The following is an 18,450-nucleotide window of genomic DNA, read 5'->3' on the forward strand; positions in this document are numbered from 1 at the left end:
ATCAAATCAGCCGCTATAAAGATTTAGTGTATCTAATTTCTGGCTACCCTAATTTTTCTCTCATCACAATAAATTAGCCCTGCTTTCCAAGGGGGTAAAAGAGGCTTGGAAGCCTCACTTTTTAAGGGGGTTGGGGGGATCTTCAAAATATGAAAACGTTAACCAAACCGTATTGGCCAATACGCCGTCTTGTAGAGAGGAGGGACGACGAAGGAATCGCAATGGCTGGGATTGCTTTGTCGTTCCTCCTCGCAATAACATATTAAATTTTATATTTCATCGAATCATAAAAACTTGGATGCACCCAGTAACTCTTTTAAATCTAGAGTTCATCGCAGCAGCATCCCAATACAAGCAAATTTATTAAGATACAGCGTATTTCAGCTAAATGAAGTACACGGATAGGCGCACAACATGTTCATTGGTGTCAACTTAACGTGAAAGCCAGTCTGAAAAAGCTTTTAGAGATTGTTTTGTTATTAGCAATCGCCAAAGTACGGATGTTGCCATTGCTTTGCTTCACTACGTTACGTACCCTACAGGTTCTCCAAAGGAGTACGCAATAACAAATTGTGTTTTTAGACATTTGGGATGCTCCTGTTCATCGCTACGTTCAGTAACATCTTTTTTCTTTGTCATGTCTTAACAAGCATATTTTGTGGGCATCATAATCCCAACCCAAATACATCAGTTAGCATAGCAGCCATAAAACTCTTTGGCAGCAAGTTTTTTATTTACGACTATAGTATCGACCTATGGCAGATAATTTTAGACATTATTTCTTTATTTCTCGATATAGTTTGTACACTAACTTGATTTTAGGATGCCTACAGATTCAATTGGGAGTAATCTGTAGTGTAGGTATTTCCACATTATCAGAAGCTAAGTCACAAGCTGCCCAAGCACAACAGACTTGGAAATCACCTTCAGAATTGACCGAGCAAGTCACCAAATTCAGGAGGCAGGAAGAAAGTACGCTTAAAACGCTTCCCTACCGATTAAAGCCAACACCTATTTTGATAGCGGCACCCGAAAACTTCAATCCTGATTTGCAATTACCGCCAGCGCTACCTGAACCACCGCAGAATTCTAGCCCATTACAGCCAGCGCTACCTGAACCACCACACAATTCTAGTCCACCAACAACTTCCACCAAACCAAAAAAGCCGGATGCAGTTTTGGAAAGCATTGATACGGACTATCGCTATGACACAGACAACTTTGGCCAAACCAATTTATTCTTTGAACCAAAGATTCAGTTTCGATTGAATAATAGCAATAAAATATTTATTAAAACAGGTTTTAACTTCTTTGAGCAACGCGGTGTTGAATCAATTACTAATTTTCCCTTGCAAGTTGGATGGCAGAGAAAAATTGGGCAAGTGACTTTGGAAACAGCAGCCGGAGTCGATGTGTTCAATCGTTTACCTACAGCTATCAATCTCAATGCTAAGGTGGAGGTTCCCATTTCGTCGCCGCAAGTTTCGTCATCTGGTCAATTGCTATCAGCAGTAATACTATCAGGTAATTTAGAACAAGGGCCTTATAAATCTAATGCCCGAACTTTAGATAATCAAATTACTGCTTGGCGATTTGGGCCTGATTTATACTGGCAGATTAACCGTAACACCAGCTTGTTTTCATCATTGCGTTTGGGCAGTTACAACGATGGTAATTCTGAGGTGCAGTCATTTAGTAGGCTAGAGCGCAAGTTTGGACAGTTTTCTCTGGCAGCTAACTTATTCAATTGGAGTTTTGATCGCAATTTAGAACGCACAAGTGGCTATTTTTCTCCACCAGATTTCTTAGTTTATAACGCTGAGGTCGCTTGGGAAGGAGATATTGCTAATTTCTTACGCTGTCGCCTCGCTGCCAACTTAGGACAGCAGCGACTTCAAGGAAAATTTGATAATGCCTATACCTATCAAACGCGCTGTACAGTAAAGGTTTCACCAAATATAGAGGCAGACCTTGGCTATAGCTTTAGTAATGTCCGAAATCAAGAAACTGGGGGAAGTGCCTATAGTGGTAATTCCTTGACAGGGCAGTTGCGGGTCAAATTTTAGGAGGCAGGAGGTAAACCCTATAAATAATCTAAAATCTAAAATCTAAAATCGTATAAGACTTAAGAATGAAAGCACCATTACCTGATAATGAAACACAGCGAATCAAATCTCTTTTGGAGTATAAAATCCTCGATACTCCTTCGGAAGCTGCCTTTGACGACCTTACCCGTTTAGCCTCATATATTTGTGGAACTCCCATTGCCTTAATCAGTTTAGTTGATACTAATCGCCAATGGTTCAAGTCAAAAGTTGGTTTGGATGCCCTAGAAACACCGCGAGATGTAGCATTCTGTGCCCATACTATTATGCAACCTGAAGTTTTTGTTGTACATGATGCAACAGTTGACGAAAGGTTTGCGACAAACCCACTAGTCACTTCTGACCCTAATATTCGATTTTATGCTGGTGTAACGCTGAGTAACGCTGAAGGATATGCACTAGGAACACTTTGTGTTACGGATCATGTACCAAGAAACCTCTCTCCCGAACAATTGGAAGCATTACAAATTTTAGGTCGCCAGGTAATAAAACAACTAGAAATGCGGCGCACTTTAGCAAGTTTAGTATTAGCGAGTGACACACGCAAACAGACGCAGAAGGCACGCAAACAATTTTTTCAAAAAGTAGCTGGAGGGTTTGGGTTAGCATCGGCAATTTTAGTTTTAATTGGCGTAATTTCTTATCAAAATACACGCATATTGATTAATACTAATAATCAGGTACAAAAAACCCAAGAAAAAATTAATAAACTGGAAGAACTACTGTCTGAGATGAAGGATGCTGAGACTGGACAACGTGGTTATATCATCACTGGACAAGAAAATTATCTGGAACCTTATCAACCAGTAGTTGCAAATATCGATCAAAAAATTGCTGAACTGAAAGATATAATCGCAGATCAACCTACCCAACAAAAGCAGTTTGCAACCCTTGAATCTCTGATAGCTGCAAAACTTGCCATACTCAAGCAGACTATATACCTGCGTAAAAATCAGGGATTTGAGGCAGCCTTGCAGCTAATTCAAACAAATCGGGGAAAAAATATCATGGATGATATTCGCAAGGCCATCCATGAGATAGAGAATCAGGATAAAAGATTGCTTCAACAGCAGTTACAAGCTGCAAAAGCTAGTGCTAAAAACACGGTTTTGACACTTGCCTTCGCTATTTCTCTAGGGTTTCTGATTCTGGCTATAGTCTACTACTTCATTTCTCATGAGGTAAAAGAACGTAAATTGACAGAGGAGGCACTAAACACAGAACGCAACTTTATCTCAGCAGTCCTTGATACAGCCAGCGCTTTGGTAATAGTTCTTGACACACAAGGGCGAATCGTTCGCTTCAATCAAGCTTGTGAACAAACAACTGGTTACTCATTTGATGAGGTGAAAGGAAGGCATTTCTGGAACCTATTTTTACTTCCCGAAGAGATAGAGCCGGTTAAAGCAGTTTTTAAAGAGTTACGAACTAGTGCAGGCCCGACCAAATACGAAAACTATTGGGTAACTAAAGATGGCAGTCGGCGACTGATTGCTTGGGCTAACACTACCTTGCAAGACTATGAGGGCAACGTTGAATACATTGTTGGCACAGGTATTGACATTAGCGATGTTTACGAGGAACTTCGTTTACGTAAACGAACTGAACAACATTTGAAAGCAGAGTATGCTACAACACGCGTCTTAGCAGAGTCAACTACAATCAACGAAACCATGCCCAAAATCTTGCAAGGAATCTGCGAAAGTTTGGGATGGAATTTAAGTGAATTTTGGATAGTAGATCAGCAAGCAAATCTACTGTTATTGCTAAATTCATGGTATAAAATATCCTACAAGATGCAAGAGTTTGACATTTTAAGTCGGCAGACTAAGTTTGCACCAGGAATTGGGCTGCCTGGTCGTGTCTGGACTAGTGCTGAACCTGTTTGGATTCCTAATGTCGTTGAAGAACAGTATTTCCTCCGCTCTCAAATCGCTGCCCAAGCAGAACTGCACGGAGCTTTCGGTTTTCCGATCCGTAGTGGTAATAAAATCTTCGGTGTCATTACCTGCTTTAGCCATGAAATCCAGCAACCTGACCCAGATTTGGCCACAGTCATGAATTCTATTGGTGAGCAAGTAGGACAGTTTATTGAGCGCAAGCAGGCAGAAGAAGAACTTCAACGCCAAAACTTGCGATCGCAACTATTTACTGAAATCACCCTCAAGATTCGTCAGTCTCTGCAAATAAAAGAAATTCTCCAAATCACTGTTACAGAGGTACAAAAAATCCTCCATAGTGATCGAGTTTTGATTTATCAACCTTTGGCAGATGGATCTGGAGTCACTATCATTGAGGCAGTAGTTTCTGGCTGGCTGGCAATCAAAGACAAAAACTTCGCCGATGCTTACTTTCAAGCAGAATATACACAGCAGTATTATCTACAGCAGTATCGTCAAAAACGGAATCTGGGGCTTGCTGACTTAGATATAACTGAAGTCCAAAAAAGCCAGATGGAATTACTGCAAAAATTTGGGGTAAAGTCCAATTTGGTCATACCCATTCTGGTCAAAGAAGAACTCTGCGGTTTGCTGATTGTCCATCAATGCGGCAGTTACCGCCAATGGTCTAGCTTTGAAACTGATCTTTTACGACAAATAGCCGATCAAGTAGGTATTGCCTTAGCCCAAGCTCAAATGTTAAGCGCAGAAACTCAACAGCGACGAGAACTCGAAATTGCCCGTCATCAAGCTGAATTAGCTTCTAAAACCAAAAGTGCCTTTTTGGCGAACATGAGCCATGAAATCCGAACTCCAATGAATGCTGTGTTGGGCATGACAGGCTTAATGTTAGAAACTCCTTTAAACTCGGAGCAACGCGATTTTATTGAAACAATTCGGATTAGTGGAGACGCTCTCTTAAGCCTAATCAACGAAATTTTGGATCTATCCAAACTTGAGGCTGGGGAAATGGCACTAGAAACTCTAGATTTTGACTTATCTGCCTGTTTAGAAGAGGTGTTAGAATTATTGGCTCCCCCAGCCCATAATAAGGGATTAGAAATTGGCGCATTAATTTATCCCAATGTCCCTACTCATCTGCAAGGCGATGCTGGGCGCCTGCGGCAAATTCTCATGAACCTGATTAGCAATGCGATCAAGTTCACTAGTAATGGAGAGGTAGTACTACGAGCAGAATTGCGATCGCAAAACTCTACTACAGCCAGTATCTGTTTTGCCATCACAGATACTGGTCTTGGCATTACCTCTGAAGACCAATGCAAACTCTTTACGCCATTTACCCAAGTAGATGCTTCCACCACCCGCAAATATGGCGGCACAGGTTTGGGATTAGCTATCTGCAAGCAACTGGTGAGCTTAATGGGAGGAGAAATTGGCGTAGAAAGTCGATTGGGCAAAGGATCTAAGTTTTGGTTTGAAGTAACTTTTGCCAAGCAACTTCACCCTATTTCTTCAGAAAGTGAACGCGAACTTCTGACTAATCGCCGCTTGTTAGTAGTGGATGATAATACTACTAATCGTAAAATCATTTACCATCAAGCTACTCGTTGGGGAATGCTGGTAGATCAGGCTGCTTCGGCTGCTACTGCCCTCAAAGCTATTCAAGAGGCTGCCGAGCAAAAAAATCTCTATGACGTTGCTGTAATTGATATGCAGATGCCAGAAATAGATGGCATGACTTTAGGAGAGCAAATTAAGGCAAATTCAGCGATCGCTAGTCTACCTTTGATTATGCTTACCTCTACTAATCAACGAGATGAAATCCAACAGGCGCTAAAAATAGGATTTGCAGCTTATTTGGTCAAACCTGTTAAGCCGTCTCGACTCCTCGATACCATCATGACTATTTTAGGAGGGCAAATGGAACAGGAGGAGTCAGAATTTAGTAGTCAGAATTCAGCAATTGAGCAGTCAAAATTTAGCACTCAGGAATTAAAAGTCAAAAATCACGAAAACAAAAGCAACCAATATTCTCCTGTACCTAACTCCTCCAAACTGAGAATTCTTTTAGCTGAAGATAATCTGGTAAATCAGAAAGTTGCCTTGAAGCAACTTCAAAGCCTTGGCTACAGTGCTGATGTCGTTGGTAATGGCAAAGAGGCCTTGCAACTATTAGAAAAAATTCCCTACGATTTAATTCTGATGGATTGCCAAATGCCAGTTCTCGACGGTTTAGAAACCACAAAAGAAATTCATCGTTGGCAAGAAAGTAGCTTTGTTAGTGGTCGTCGTCCTGTGGTAATTGCAATGACAGCAAATGCCATGAAAGAAGACAAACAAATGTGTCTAGATGCCGGAATGGACGACTATATAAGCAAGCCAGTAATCAAAGAAAAATTGGCTGCGGCGCTAGAGCGTTGGGGAGGTGCGATATTCAGAGCAAAAGAAACAGATCCTTTAAAGCAGACAGTTTCTACAAAAGATATAAGTTCAGTTGACCTCCCAATTGATTGGAAACGCTTGCATCAACTCTCAGAAAACAACTCAGAATTTGAATTGGAACTACTACAAATATTTGTTGAAGATATTCAACCTCATCTAGAGATAATTAAAATAGCGATCGCAACCCATGACTGGGAGCAACTAGCACTCGAAACCCATCAAATTAAAGGTTCTAGTGCCAATATTGGAGCTATAACTATGCATCTAGCCGCAGAGAAACTAGAACAACTAGCGAGAAATCAAGAGCGCCGAGGTACTACTAACTTAATCTCAGAGTTAGAAGAATTTGTTAAACGCATCCAAGAGTTTTTGATTTATAAAGATAGTAACGCCAAAAACTGAAAAATAATAATAATATTTATTATAAATTAACGGTAACGATTTTTTATGAGTAAGCATGAAAAATATTTATTTTCCATTTCTCAATACTTATTTCCTATTTTCTAGATAGAACTTGTGAACAACTGGGAATAATAACCAGAGTAAGCGCATCTCAAACCCTATTGACACGGTAGTTTTGGGGTTTACCCAATACACAAATAAGTTCAAAACCACTATACTGAGCCAAGGTGTGGGATCAATATTTTCGTCTTTATGTGGTTCAAAAACATAAAAAGCTATTTAACCCACGTTTTTTAATCATTTACGACAATTCATCCTATTTTGAATGAAAAATTGATATTCAGATAAAGTTTTGAGCTTTTTATGTATCAAAAGCTACAAGGTCAGATACGCTTACCTTGGAATAATAACTTTGATGTAATAAAAGTATATTCGGTGAGTTAGCTGCATCAGAAGCTGAAAGTTTTTAGCCGAGATGTCAGTTAAATGCATCACTTTCTATTCCGAATTGATTACCGAAATGTGAGGTTTTCCTAATGAGTCAGATGAGTAGAGACGATGTACGGGAACGGCTTGGCAATATCGACCAGATCCGCGATATTATTCTTGGAACACAGCTGAGAGAGTACGAAAATCGATTTAACAAGCTGGAATCAGATATATCTCTTCTGCAACAACAGATGCGATCGCATGTTGATCAACTTAAGTCCAACTTTTCAGCTGAACTAAAAGCAGGGTTTGAGGCGCTGGATAAAAAGCTCAAGTCACTCAACCTAGCAACTCAAGAAGAGACTCTTGACTTACGGCAACAGGTTGATAGACTTAATAAAAAGTTCTCTAGTAGCGTTCAGTCGCTTGATGAGACGTTAGATAGCCAAACTACCTCGATTCGAGATGAAATTTTTCAAACGAAAGTCCAATTACAAGATGATGTCACGGCATTACGGGATCTGATTTTAGAAGAAATAGATCGACGCTTCTCGCAGTTGACAGACACTAAAGTTTCTAAAGACGATATGGCTGAAACTTTGTTTGCCTTAGGAATGCGTCTGAAAGAAACTGAATTTATTCCTAAATTGCGAGAAGCAGCCGATGAACACAGTGATGAATATACTGCTGTACCGCTTTTAGAAACTACAAAGTTGTCAAAAGTGTTCACTCACTCCAACAATACAGCAGAATTACATTCGTAATTAAGTCAGAAGGCAAACAGAGATTAGAAAGATAAGGGAGATAATGACTCCTAACTCCTGTACAGATGCAATTAATCGCGTCTCTACTCCTAACTCAGCACTCTTAAAAGGATGACTCAGGTGGAAAATTCGATTTCTCAATCTGTTGAGTTTCAACCAGAAAAAGCTGGAGAGCTTGACAATTTACTGCATTTGCTAATCGAACTCAAAATTATTGAATCACCTGAGCAATCTTTTTCTTTATTACCACCAGAAACTAATAATAAAAATGATTATATTCCAGAAAAAATTGAATTTCAACAACTTGATCAAGTGACATCAGAAGTATCTGAAGATTATTTAGAATCAAATTTTAATGTTATTCAAGATATATCTAATGACTCACAAACTAGTCAACAAGAATTAGAAAAATCTATTGAAATATTGGCACAAATTGAGGAAGAATTAGATAACTCAGAGGATACATTAGAAAAATTACGGGAGATATTGGTCGGATATGAATTAGCAGAAATAAACAAGATTACAGCTAAAATTGAACAAAACTTAGCAAAGATAGAGAATCAAATTTATGACCCTAAAGAGCTAATAAATCTACTGCTACCGTGGATTTCTGAGCTTTTAAGGTTGAAGATTACAGAGTCGAGAGAGGAAATTGTCCAGATAATTGCTCCCATTATCGATCAGACTATCCGCAGTCGCACTGAACAGGATAAAATTAGCATGAGTGAGGCGATCGCACCTGTTATTCCTCTGGCTATTTCCCAGCAGATTATTATAGCTTCAGAAGAAGTTTCAGATGCGATCGCTCCTGCAATGGGACGAGCCATAAAAAAGCAAATTGAAATTGAACAGGATATTGTTGTGGATGCACTCTACACAATTATTGGTAGTACCATAGCCAAATATATGGCAGAGACAATCCGTGCCATTAACCGACAAGTTGAAGAAACCCTCAGTGTTGAAGGCATCAAACGTAAAATTCGTGCCAAACTACAGGGAGTTTCTGAAGCAGAATTAATTCTTAAAGAAGCTTTACCATTTACAATTCAAGCCATTTTCTTGATTCATAAAGCATCTGGTTTAGTCATCTCAGATATTCAGCATTCTGATGTAGAGCAGCTACAGGCTGAAATGGTAGCAGGAATGCTGACAGCAATTCGCAGCTTTGCCAATGATTGCATCAATCAATCAGGAAGCATAGCAGAATTAGATGCAATTGAGTATGGAACATCAAAAATAATTTTAGAAGTTGCAGGATATTGTTATTTAGCGATTGTTACGCGAGGAGATACAAGCAAAAATTTTATTCGGAAAATGCGGCAAGTATTCAGCATAATAGTTCAGAAATATGGTGATTCAATTGAAAAATTTGACGGCGAGCCAGATTCAATTCCTCTTGAAGTTCATACACTTCTAGAAGAACTGAAGAATACAGGTATTCATCAGAAAAATAAAACAAAAATATCACCTCTACTGGTATTAGGTTTAATAGTAATCAGTGCAATTTTCATTCCTTGGGGTATTTGGCAATACCGTAGTGGAGTTATACATTCCATTGAAAATAAAACTTCGTTGGCTCTGACTTCTGCTCCAGAACTAGCCGTATATCGGCTCTCTGTACAAGTAGAACACAATAAATTAAAATTAACAGGACGATTACCTAATCAACTTCTTCGCCAGAAAGCCGAGCAAATTGTCAAAATCACCTCTCCTAATTGGTTGATTAACAATCAAATTTTATTAGTAGAAGTACCAGCAGACCCTATATTAGCTGCTGCTGAAGTTAAACGAGTCACAGCAATTTTAAATCAGACTAACGATATTGCAATTTCCGCTCAATACATCGCTGGTAAAGTAGCTATTGAAGGAACGGTCAACAGAATTGCAGATGCTCAGATTATTGCTCATGCATTTGAACAAATTCCAGGTGTAAAATCTGTGTCTAGTGCGGTGCGAGTACAACCCACACAGAGTGAAGTTCGATTTTACTTTCAACCCGACTCAGCGAGTTTAATGAAAGCAGATACACATAAGCTTCAACAGGTCAAGCTTTTTCTCAATCAGCACCCAAATAAGCATTTAAAAATCATTGGTTATAGTTATAACCGTACTGACGTGAACAAATCTCAAAAATTGGCACTGGCGCGAGCAAAAGCTGTACAACAAGTACTGGTTAAATTAGGTATCGAGCCATCTCGTCTACAGGTAATTGGTAGGACAAATTTACCACCAGGAATTGATGTAACTCACCCCTTGTGGTTAAGTCGCTGTGTCACTCTAGAAGCGATAAACAAGCAATTTTAAGTTTATAGTAGCTATGATTTATATAAAATATTCCCTACTTTACCTCAACTATGTCTACCATTTCTAAAAAAATATGCTTATTTGGTGATTTTGGTGTTGGTAAAACTAGTCTAATTCGCCGATTTGTAGAGTCTCAATTTAGTGACGAATATCTTTCAACTGTAGGAGTAAAAATCTCTCGTAAGTTGGTTAGTGTTTCAGAACAAGACCTACAGTTGATAATTTGGGATATAGAAGGTAGTAATAAGTTTAAGGCAGTTGCTAAAAATTATTTTCAAGGTTCTAAAGGTGCTGTGATAGTTGGTGATGTGACACAAGCAGAAACGCTTTATCACATCCAGGAGCATATTCAAACTTTTTTAGCTGTTAATCCTAAAAGTTATATTGTTGTTGCATTGAACAAATCAGATATGATTGCAACTGAATATTTAGAAAACATTCGTCAAATGTATCAATTCACCACTCAAGCTAATATATTGGACACATATATAACTTCAGCTAAAACTGGCAATAATGTTGATAGAATATTTCAATTTTTAGCCACTCATTTAATTTAATTAAGATGAACTCATTTTTAAACAATTTATTATCTGTATGTGGTATTGAATATTTGATAATTGATGAAAACTTCAAGATTTTAGAGATGTCTTTGGGACTAAATCGTTTTGCCGATATTTCTAATGAATTGAAGCCAGATCAAGATGTTCGGATTGTCTTTCCCGAATTAGAGGGACTTGAAGATGTTTTTAATGCAATTCTACAGGGAGAGCAAGATAATTTTGAATTAAAGGGAATTATGCGATCGCAAGATACGGCTTCTCCTTTATATATCGATATTCGTATTACTAATAATATCACAAAAGACCATTTTAGCAATCGACTAATCATTGTTATTGAAGACGCGACAGAACGGATGGTTCTTGAGCAATCTTTATTTCAAGGTGCAAATGAAGCAAATCTTTTGCTACGTAATTTAAAAGCTTCCAAACAATATATTGACCAAATTGTGACATCAATGGCAGATGCGTTGTTAGTGACAACGCTATCAGGTGAGATAAAAAAAATCAATTGTGCTGCACAAAAGTTATTGCAATATAACGAAATAGAACTTATTGGTCAATCTATCACAAAAGTGATTAAAGAAGTCAATAACTATCCATTAATAATTAGGGACATTGAAAGTATTGATACTTATAGTCAAGACATAAATTTTTTAGTAAAAGAGGTAGAAAGCATTTGCTATACCAAAAGTGGTAAAACAATTCCTGTAGCTTTTTCATCCTCAATACTGAAGACAGAAATTGAACATTTTCAAGGTTATGTTTACATTTTGCGAGACATGACTGAACGAAAGCAGGCAGAACTTGCTAAACAAGAATTCTTAGCGATGATTAGCCATGAGGTTCGGACTCCAATTGCATCGATAATTAGTATGGCTAGTTTGTTGCTATATACTGAATTAGCTGAGGAACAGCAAGATTTTGTTGAAATCATTTATAACAGTGGAAATTCTTTACTTAAAATTATTAACGATTTCCTTGACTTCTCCAAAGTACAATCGGGTAACTTGGAACTCGAAGAAGAACCTTTTTCTTTGCGAAGTTGCATTAATGAGGCTCTTTATATGCTTGCGCCTACAGCTAGAGAAAAAGGTTTAAAAGTCACATTTTTAGATACTCCTGAACTTCCTAATACAATTGTAGGAGATATCACCAGACTGCGCCAAGTCTTGATTAATTTACTCAATAATGCTATTAAATTTACCGAAACTGGAAGTATAGAAGTTTCAGTTATAACCCGCAAGAATAGTGATATTAATCACTCTTCTACTGCAAATACTGACGAAATTCAATTTAGTGTTAAAGATACAGGCATTGGAATTTCACGCGATCGCCTTGAACGTTTATTTAAAGCTTTCAGTCAAGTTGATTCCTCCATTACTCGACAGTATGGCGGTACTGGTTTAGGTCTTGCCATCTGTAAGCAACTGTGCGAGTTAATGGGTGGCAGAATTTGGGTTGAAAGTGAGCTTAGTGTAGGTAGTACATTTTACTTTACGATTGCCGCTTCTGTTATTCCAGAAGAGTCAGGAGTCAAAAGTCAGGAGTTATTTTTGTTGTCCTCACGTAAAAGCTTCCCTGTGTCTTCTTACCAGTCTCTTGACCCCCATAAATTAAAAATTCTCTTAACTGAGGATAATCAAGTGAATCAGAAAATAGCTTTGAAGCAACTCCAAAATCTTGGCTACAGTGCTGATGTCGCTGCTAATGGGAAAGAAGCCTTGCAGCTATTAAAAAAAATTCCCTACGATTTAATTCTGATGGATTGCCAAATGCCAGTTCTTGATGGTTTGGAAACCACGAAAGAAATTCATCGTTGGCCAGAAAGCAGCTTTGTTAGTGGTCGTCGTCCTATAGTAATTGCGATGACAGCTAATGCTATGAAAGAAGACAAACAAATGTGTCTAGATGCCGGAATGGATGACTATCTAAGCAAGCCAGTAATCAAAGAAAAATTGGCTGCGGCGCTAGAGCGTTGGGGAGGTGCGATATTCAGAGCAAAAGAAACAGATGCTTTAAATCAGACAGTTTCTACAAAAGATATAAGTTCAGTTGACCTCCCAATTAATTGGAAACGCTTGCATCAACTCTCAGAAAACAACCCAGAATTTGAATTGGAACTACTACAAATATTTGTTGAAGATATTCAACCTCGTCTAGAGGTAATTAAAATAGCGCTTGCAACCCATGACTGGGAGCAATTAGCATTTGAAACCCATCAAATTAAAGGTGCTAGTACCAATATGGGAGTTACAACCATGTATCTAGCAGCAGAAAAACTAGAACAACTAGCTTATAACCAAGAGCGCCGAGGTACTACTAACTTAATTTCAAAGTTAGAAGAGTTTGTTAAACGCATCCAAGAATTTTTAATCAAAACTCTTAATTCCTAACTCTTGGCTCTTGACTCATGTTGTAACTTTAATAATATTTACTAATAAATAAACAGTGACGATGATCTACTGTCGGCTCATAACTCAACTTGTCGGCAATGGCGGACATAATTTTTAAACCACGGCCGCGCTCTTCCTTATTCTCCTCAAATTCAGATGTTTGTTGCAGTTGCTGCTCTAAGTCAAAGGGTTCACCTTGAGACCAAATGCGAATTTCTATGTATTCATCTAATCGTACAGCTTCTATTTCAATAGGAGTTTCAATAGGTAAATTTCTGTGAGCATGTTCAACAATGTTAGTAAAGCCTTCCATCATCAGAGTTTGACATTGCCACCAAATTTTTTTATCGAGAATAGGTGGTTGATTCATTTGCTCGAACCAAAACAACACTTGAGACGAGGCTGTCAGGTCTGTGTTGACTTTTAGATAAATTTTATTTTTCACTTTTTAACCAATAAAATATTTTGATACGATCATATTCGGTAACTAATTTATTTAATTTGAGTATTTTCACTATACATTTTAAAATAAATTGCATATAAGTTTAAGACGATCATATTCGGTAACTAATTTATTTAATTTGAGTATTTTCACTATACATTTCAAACTAAATTGCATATAAGTTTAATTAGAGCAATTAATTACTTTTATTCTACTTATCCAAATTTAATTTATGTTTAAAATTCTGGTTATTGATGATGACCCTATAGTGCGAACAGTACTGAAAAAAACACTCCAAAATCAAGGTTATGATATCAGTATCGCCAAAAATGGCGAAGAAGGAATTACACAAGCACAATTACTACGTCCTGCTCTGATTATCTGTGACTGGATGATGTCCCAGCTAGATGGGTTAGAAGTGTGTCGTCGAATTAGGGCAGATCCAGAATTGGCAACTACTTTTTTTATTCTATTGACTGCTAGAGGAGCAGCTCGAGGAGAGGAGGAAGATAGAGTTAAGGGACTTGATGCTGGAGCAGACGAGTTTGTTTCTAAGCCAATAGAGATGAATGAATTGAAAGCACGGGTAAGAGCAGGGCTAAGATTACACCAGCTAAATCAGGATTTACAAAGTCAAAAAGAAGCTTTGGAAGCACTAAATCAAGATTTACAAACCCAAAAGCAAATTTTAGAAGCAGAATTAGCTGAGGCCGCTGATTATGTACGATCGCTTCTACCCTCACCACTTGTAGAAGCAGTAACTACAGAAAATCTGTTTATTCCTTCAGCACAGCTAGGGGGTGATTGCTTTGATCATCATTGGATTGACGAGGATAATTTGGCAATTTATTTGTTAGATGTATCAGGTCATGGGGTGGGTTCAGCTCTCCTATCTGTATCCGTGCAGAATGTTTTGCGATCGCAATCTCTACCGAACACTAACTTTTGTCAACCCAGTGAAGTCCTAAAAGCGCTCAATCACGCCTTCCAAATGACGAAGCACGGTGATAAATACTTCACAATCTGGTATGGAGTTTATCACCGCCTTAAACGTCAACTCATTTATGCTAACGCCGGACATCCACCAGCTTTATTGTTATCTAATACCTCTACAACAAGCATTCAAGTTAAACAGCTAGGTTCTTTAGATTTACCAATTGGCTTTTTACCTAATGTTCAATTTGAGGATGCTGTTTTTGAGATTGCAGAAAATAGCACTTTATACATTTTTAGTGATGGTGCTTATGAAATTAAGAAGTCAGACGGTAAAATTTGGGGTATTGATGCTTTCATTGACTTACTAACGGAATATAGCTTCAAAGATACCTGCAACCTAAATCAACTGTTAGCGAACATTCTCACCTTAAATGCTCAAGATAATCTTGATGATGACTTATCTTTGGTTAAAGTTAACTTTGGCTAGGATAGTCAAATGTGCATCTTTAAATTTTGTCTTGTTTAGTTGATTACTGTGTTGCCAATACTTGACGATTGAATTCCTCTTGATCAGCAAAAGTTTGAAAAATTCTATCCATTTTAGTCAGTTCAAATAACATTTTGACTTGATCGCTGATAGAACAGATAAAAAGTTTCCTATTAGCATTTCGCACCATTTGCATTGCTGATACTAAAGCACCTAAACCAGAACTATCGATAAACTTTACTTCTTTCATATCAATTAACAAAATATCGGCTCCATTGGTCAGAAGTCCGCTAATTTCACGACGTAGTTCATTACCTCTAATTCCATCTAAAATTCCAGATAATTCTAGTATGCTTACACTCAAATTCATGGTTTTTTCCTATTATTTGGCTTGAGAAGATGTATTTATATTTTGGCATCGACCTAAGCAAACCGCAATAGAAAAAGCAAGATTTTTGAATTTTATATGCAATTAGCTGTGTTTGATTGCTTGGTAATTATTATTTGCTATTGCCGAAAAAAAGCTACTATTTACACATTGCCGGGAAATTTCAAAAGCTTCAAAATAACCTTCTTTCTGACCTAATTCCCGTGCCCAAAAACGAGATAAGACTAGTATGGCATCAAGTTGCATAAATGCTTTATTTGTCTCTGATTCGTAACAACCGATAGCTGCAACTTTTTCTTCAATTACAGAGGTGATATCGACAAAAAAGTTAGGTTCAAAACCACGCAAAAAAACAGGCGGTGCTGAATACCATAAAGATATGTTTTTGCGTGTAGCAACATTAGAAACTGCGATCGCACACACTTCATGATCTCTATGTCCATATTTTTCAGGTTGTGGTGCATGAGTAATAATCAGATCCGGTTGCCAACGTCCAATAGCTTCTTCAGTGACTTTAATTACTGCTTGTGTTGAGAAATTGCACTCCTCAAGTGCATAAAACTCGTAAGTTGCACCGATGATTTTACCAGCTGCATCTGCTTCTTGATGACGTGTACCCTTAATAGGTGAACTAGAAAGACCACCATCAGTCAAAATTAAGCAACGAACATTCCATCCTGCCTTGGACATTAGACTGAGAGTGCCAGCAGCAGGTAGAACTTCATCATCAGCATGAGCATAAACTGTTAAGACAGTTCGTTGACCAAATTTGTTTAAGTCTGAATAAGTGTTCATAGCTGTTTTATTTCAAATTAAAAAAGGAGTTAAGAGTTCTTCTCCTTGTGCCTACGTATCTCTTAACCTTCTTTTAAAGGTTGCCAAACAGATGCGCGGATAATAGCCCACAAAAGTAACAAATTATAGATAGCCCATACTCCATTAAGTAGGTGAACCAAAGGATTATTTAAATGACCAGTTGCGAAACGATAAAGACTCCACAATATTCCTAAAATAGTCAGGGCGAAGACAACTAACTGTGGCCAAACGAGCCGAAGATAAATCCCGGATTGCCGTTGCTTAGGCGTTACTTGGAAATTGATTTTTTGTTTTGTGAACACACTCCATACAGCTTGGATTAATAAAGGGAATAAAGCGATCGCATATTGTTCAGAACGCCAAACTTCTCTAGCCGGAATGCCCCAAGTAGCTGCTATGAAAGTCAGACGATTGATAATAAAAGCTGGAAAAAAGTGTATGGCAAAGTCAGACCCGTAGGTTTGAACTGGAACAATGTCCGTAAAAAAATAGATAATTGGACAAGAAATAAAAACCAGAGTTGCAAAACCAGAGAAATAACTATACATCGTCTGAAAATATTGCAACCTCTGCCAAAACATTAACCCTGATTTTGTCAGGGGATTTTCTCTTACTAGCACTTGAATAGTTCCTTGTGCCCAGCGTAGCCTCTGTTTAAGAGTAGAACTCAAGTCATCTGGTGCTAAACCTTCTGCCAAAAGTTCATTATGATAAATAGATTTCCAGCCAGCGCTATGCAGACGCATGGCTGTATTCATATCTTCGGTAATGCTATTACTCGATACTCCACCAACTAAATCAAATTCATCTAAACGTTTTTCATCTTTAGTAAATTCATCAGCAAAATTTTGCAGTCCTACACTAACTAATGCCTCACGCCTCAATATTGCATTTGTGCCTGTATAAAACGCAGAATTCATGCCATCTTTACCTTGTTGAAGTGGCCCATAAAATAAATTTGCTCGATGTCCAAAAGGATCACCTGGAGGAATATTGTAAAAATCTTGGCGAGTTTGTACAAAAGCTATTTGATTCTGATCGTATTTTCCTGTTGAAAGATTATAGGTATAGAAATAAGGCAAAACTCGCTTGAGAAAATTTGGCTTGGGAATGTGGTCAGCATCTAAAGTAACAATAAAATTTCCTGCCGTTTCTCCAGAAAAAATTGCGTAATTAATGTTACCTGCTTTAGCATGATGCGCTACACCAGGTGTCTTGGGACGGGCAATGTAGCGAAACCGGGAGAGTTCCACAAGTTCCAGTTCTTTTTTGCGAATTGTTGCTTCTAAGGCTTTTCGTTCAGTAGTTAAGCGATCGCTTATACTTTGATGCTGTGGAGGTAACCAAAGAATAAACTGTCGCAGACTTTGAACAAATTCGCTAGCAAATTGATTAACCACCGATTCTGATGATTGCAGCCATTGTTCAGCAGCTTGAGTATTAGGTGTGAGATTTTCCAGTTGCTTTAGGCGCTCCAACAAGCTAGAGTGTTCTGCATCAATCCGCTCCGCTTCTTGTTGTAGTTGTGGTGACTGCAAATCCTCAATACACAATCTTTCTGTCATAGCTCGTATATCAGCCGAGTTACCATCATCCAGTACATAAACCCGTAACTTTGTTGGCGGGTAATCCATTGCTAGAGCAGCTTTGGCAGTTTCTTCTACAATTTTCGGTGGCTCGTTGTAGCAGGTGACAAACACATCCACTGTTGGCCAGTCCGATCTGGGTATAGATGGGATCATTTGGTCGAGAGACTTAATCTGTCGCACTAAAGGACGCCATAACCCAATCACAAACATTACACCACCAAAATAGCTATAAATTTCTGCTATCAGCAAAGGAATTGAGATCCAGAGCGCATCAAAATTGATGGAATGGGTAATGCGCCATTGCAAATACCAGATCCCAAAAATTAAATTTATTTCTGCCAGGTAGCGAAACAACAGCGTTCTTTTTTTGAGTGATGAACGACTGTTGCCAGAAAATTTCGAGGAATTATCATTAATAGAAACTGAAGTCATGTTAATACCAGTAATTAAAAGAATTAAAATTTGAGGATTAAAAATTAAAATTTTAATAAA

General features: G+C 38.1%; 11 protein-coding genes. 7 read left to right on the forward strand and 4 right to left on the reverse strand.

Annotation, left to right across the window (positions count from 1 at the left end):
• The first annotated feature begins 755 nt into the window (after window positions 1-755).
• The 6 genes from V7L20_RS19360 to V7L20_RS19385 all read left to right on the forward strand — a co-directional run bounded on the left by V7L20_RS19360 (window position 756) and on the right by V7L20_RS19385 (window position 13,300).
• Window positions 756-2,066, forward strand: a complete 1,311-nt coding sequence (locus V7L20_RS19360; RefSeq protein ID WP_334745644.1) for a hypothetical protein — start codon at window positions 756-758, stop codon at window positions 2,064-2,066.
• A 65-nt stretch (window positions 2,067-2,131) separates the two neighbouring features.
• On the forward strand, window positions 2,132-6,850 hold the full coding sequence (locus V7L20_RS19365) for a response regulator (protein WP_334745645.1): 4,719 nt from the start codon (window positions 2,132-2,134) through the stop codon (window positions 6,848-6,850).
• Between the two features lie 536 nt (window positions 6,851-7,386).
• Window positions 7,387-8,043: a hypothetical protein gene (locus tag V7L20_RS19370; protein ID WP_334745646.1), complete on the forward strand. Its 657-nt coding sequence runs from the start codon at window positions 7,387-7,389 to the stop codon at window positions 8,041-8,043.
• 111 nt (window positions 8,044-8,154) lie between these two features.
• Window positions 8,155-10,347: an OmpA family protein gene (locus tag V7L20_RS19375; RefSeq protein WP_334745647.1), complete on the forward strand. Its 2,193-nt coding sequence runs from the start codon at window positions 8,155-8,157 to the stop codon at window positions 10,345-10,347.
• Between the two features lie 50 nt (window positions 10,348-10,397).
• On the forward strand, window positions 10,398-10,904 hold the full coding sequence (locus V7L20_RS19380) for a Rab family GTPase (RefSeq protein WP_334745648.1): 507 nt from the start codon (window positions 10,398-10,400) through the stop codon (window positions 10,902-10,904).
• Between the two features lie 356 nt (window positions 10,905-11,260).
• Window positions 11,261-13,300 carry an ATP-binding protein gene (locus V7L20_RS19385; RefSeq protein WP_442943580.1) on the forward strand — a complete coding sequence of 680 codons (2,040 nt, stop codon included), beginning with the start codon at window positions 11,261-11,263 and terminating at the stop codon, window positions 13,298-13,300.
• Window positions 13,301-13,328: 28 nt separating this feature from the next.
• Here the strand turns inward: V7L20_RS19385 and V7L20_RS19390 are convergent, their stop codons facing one another.
• Window positions 13,329-13,745 carry an ATP-binding protein gene (locus tag V7L20_RS19390; protein WP_334745650.1) on the reverse strand — a complete coding sequence of 139 codons (417 nt, stop codon included), beginning with the start codon at window positions 13,743-13,745 and terminating at the stop codon, window positions 13,329-13,331.
• Window positions 13,746-13,974: 229 nt separating this feature from the next.
• Here V7L20_RS19390 and V7L20_RS19395 point away from each other — a divergent pair, with 229 nt between their 5' ends.
• Window positions 13,975-15,165 carry a SpoIIE family protein phosphatase gene (locus tag V7L20_RS19395; RefSeq protein WP_334745651.1) on the forward strand — a complete coding sequence of 397 codons (1,191 nt, stop codon included), beginning with the start codon at window positions 13,975-13,977 and terminating at the stop codon, window positions 15,163-15,165.
• 43 nt (window positions 15,166-15,208) lie between these two features.
• Here V7L20_RS19395 and V7L20_RS19400 read toward each other — a convergent pair whose 3' ends face one another.
• The 3 genes from V7L20_RS19400 to V7L20_RS19410 form a co-directional block, all read right to left on the reverse strand.
• Window positions 15,209-15,535, reverse strand: a complete 327-nt coding sequence (locus tag V7L20_RS19400) for an STAS domain-containing protein (RefSeq protein WP_334745652.1) — start codon at window positions 15,533-15,535, stop codon at window positions 15,209-15,211.
• A gap of 102 nt (window positions 15,536-15,637) precedes the next feature.
• Window positions 15,638-16,348, reverse strand: coding sequence for a PIG-L deacetylase family protein (locus V7L20_RS19405; RefSeq protein ID WP_334745653.1), 711 nt, complete (start codon window positions 16,346-16,348; stop codon window positions 15,638-15,640).
• 62 nt (window positions 16,349-16,410) lie between these two features.
• Window positions 16,411-18,390, reverse strand: a complete 1,980-nt coding sequence (locus V7L20_RS19410; protein WP_334745654.1) for a glycosyltransferase — start codon at window positions 18,388-18,390, stop codon at window positions 16,411-16,413.
• Window positions 18,391-18,450 lie beyond the last annotated feature (60 nt).

This window comes from Nostoc sp. (assembly GCF_036916735.1).
Classification (GTDB): Bacteria; Cyanobacteriota; Cyanobacteriia; order Cyanobacteriales; family Nostocaceae; genus Nostoc.

Bases quoted from the DNA above. Each gene is read 5' to 3' on its own strand.
- V7L20_RS19400 (WP_334745652.1), bottom strand. From the start codon at position 15,535: ATGAATTTGAGTGTAAGCATACTAGAATTATCTGGAATTTTAGATGGA.
- V7L20_RS19405 (WP_334745653.1), bottom strand. From the start codon at position 16,348: ATGAACACTTATTCAGACTTAAACAAATTTGGTCAACGAACTGTCTTA.
- V7L20_RS19370 (WP_334745646.1), top strand. From the start codon at position 7,387: ATGAGTCAGATGAGTAGAGACGATGTACGGGAACGGCTTGGCAATATC.
- V7L20_RS19375 (WP_334745647.1), top strand. From the start codon at position 8,155: ATGACTCAGGTGGAAAATTCGATTTCTCAATCTGTTGAGTTTCAACCA.
- V7L20_RS19380 (WP_334745648.1), top strand. From the start codon at position 10,398: ATGTCTACCATTTCTAAAAAAATATGCTTATTTGGTGATTTTGGTGTT.
- V7L20_RS19360 (WP_334745644.1), top strand. From the start codon at position 756: ATGGCAGATAATTTTAGACATTATTTCTTTATTTCTCGATATAGTTTG.
- V7L20_RS19395 (WP_334745651.1), top strand. From the start codon at position 13,975: ATGTTTAAAATTCTGGTTATTGATGATGACCCTATAGTGCGAACAGTA.
- V7L20_RS19385 (WP_442943580.1), top strand. From the start codon at position 11,261: ATGGTTCTTGAGCAATCTTTATTTCAAGGTGCAAATGAAGCAAATCTT.
- V7L20_RS19365 (WP_334745645.1), top strand. From the start codon at position 2,132: ATGAAAGCACCATTACCTGATAATGAAACACAGCGAATCAAATCTCTT.
- V7L20_RS19410 (WP_334745654.1), bottom strand. From the start codon at position 18,390: ATGACTTCAGTTTCTATTAATGATAATTCCTCGAAATTTTCTGGCAAC.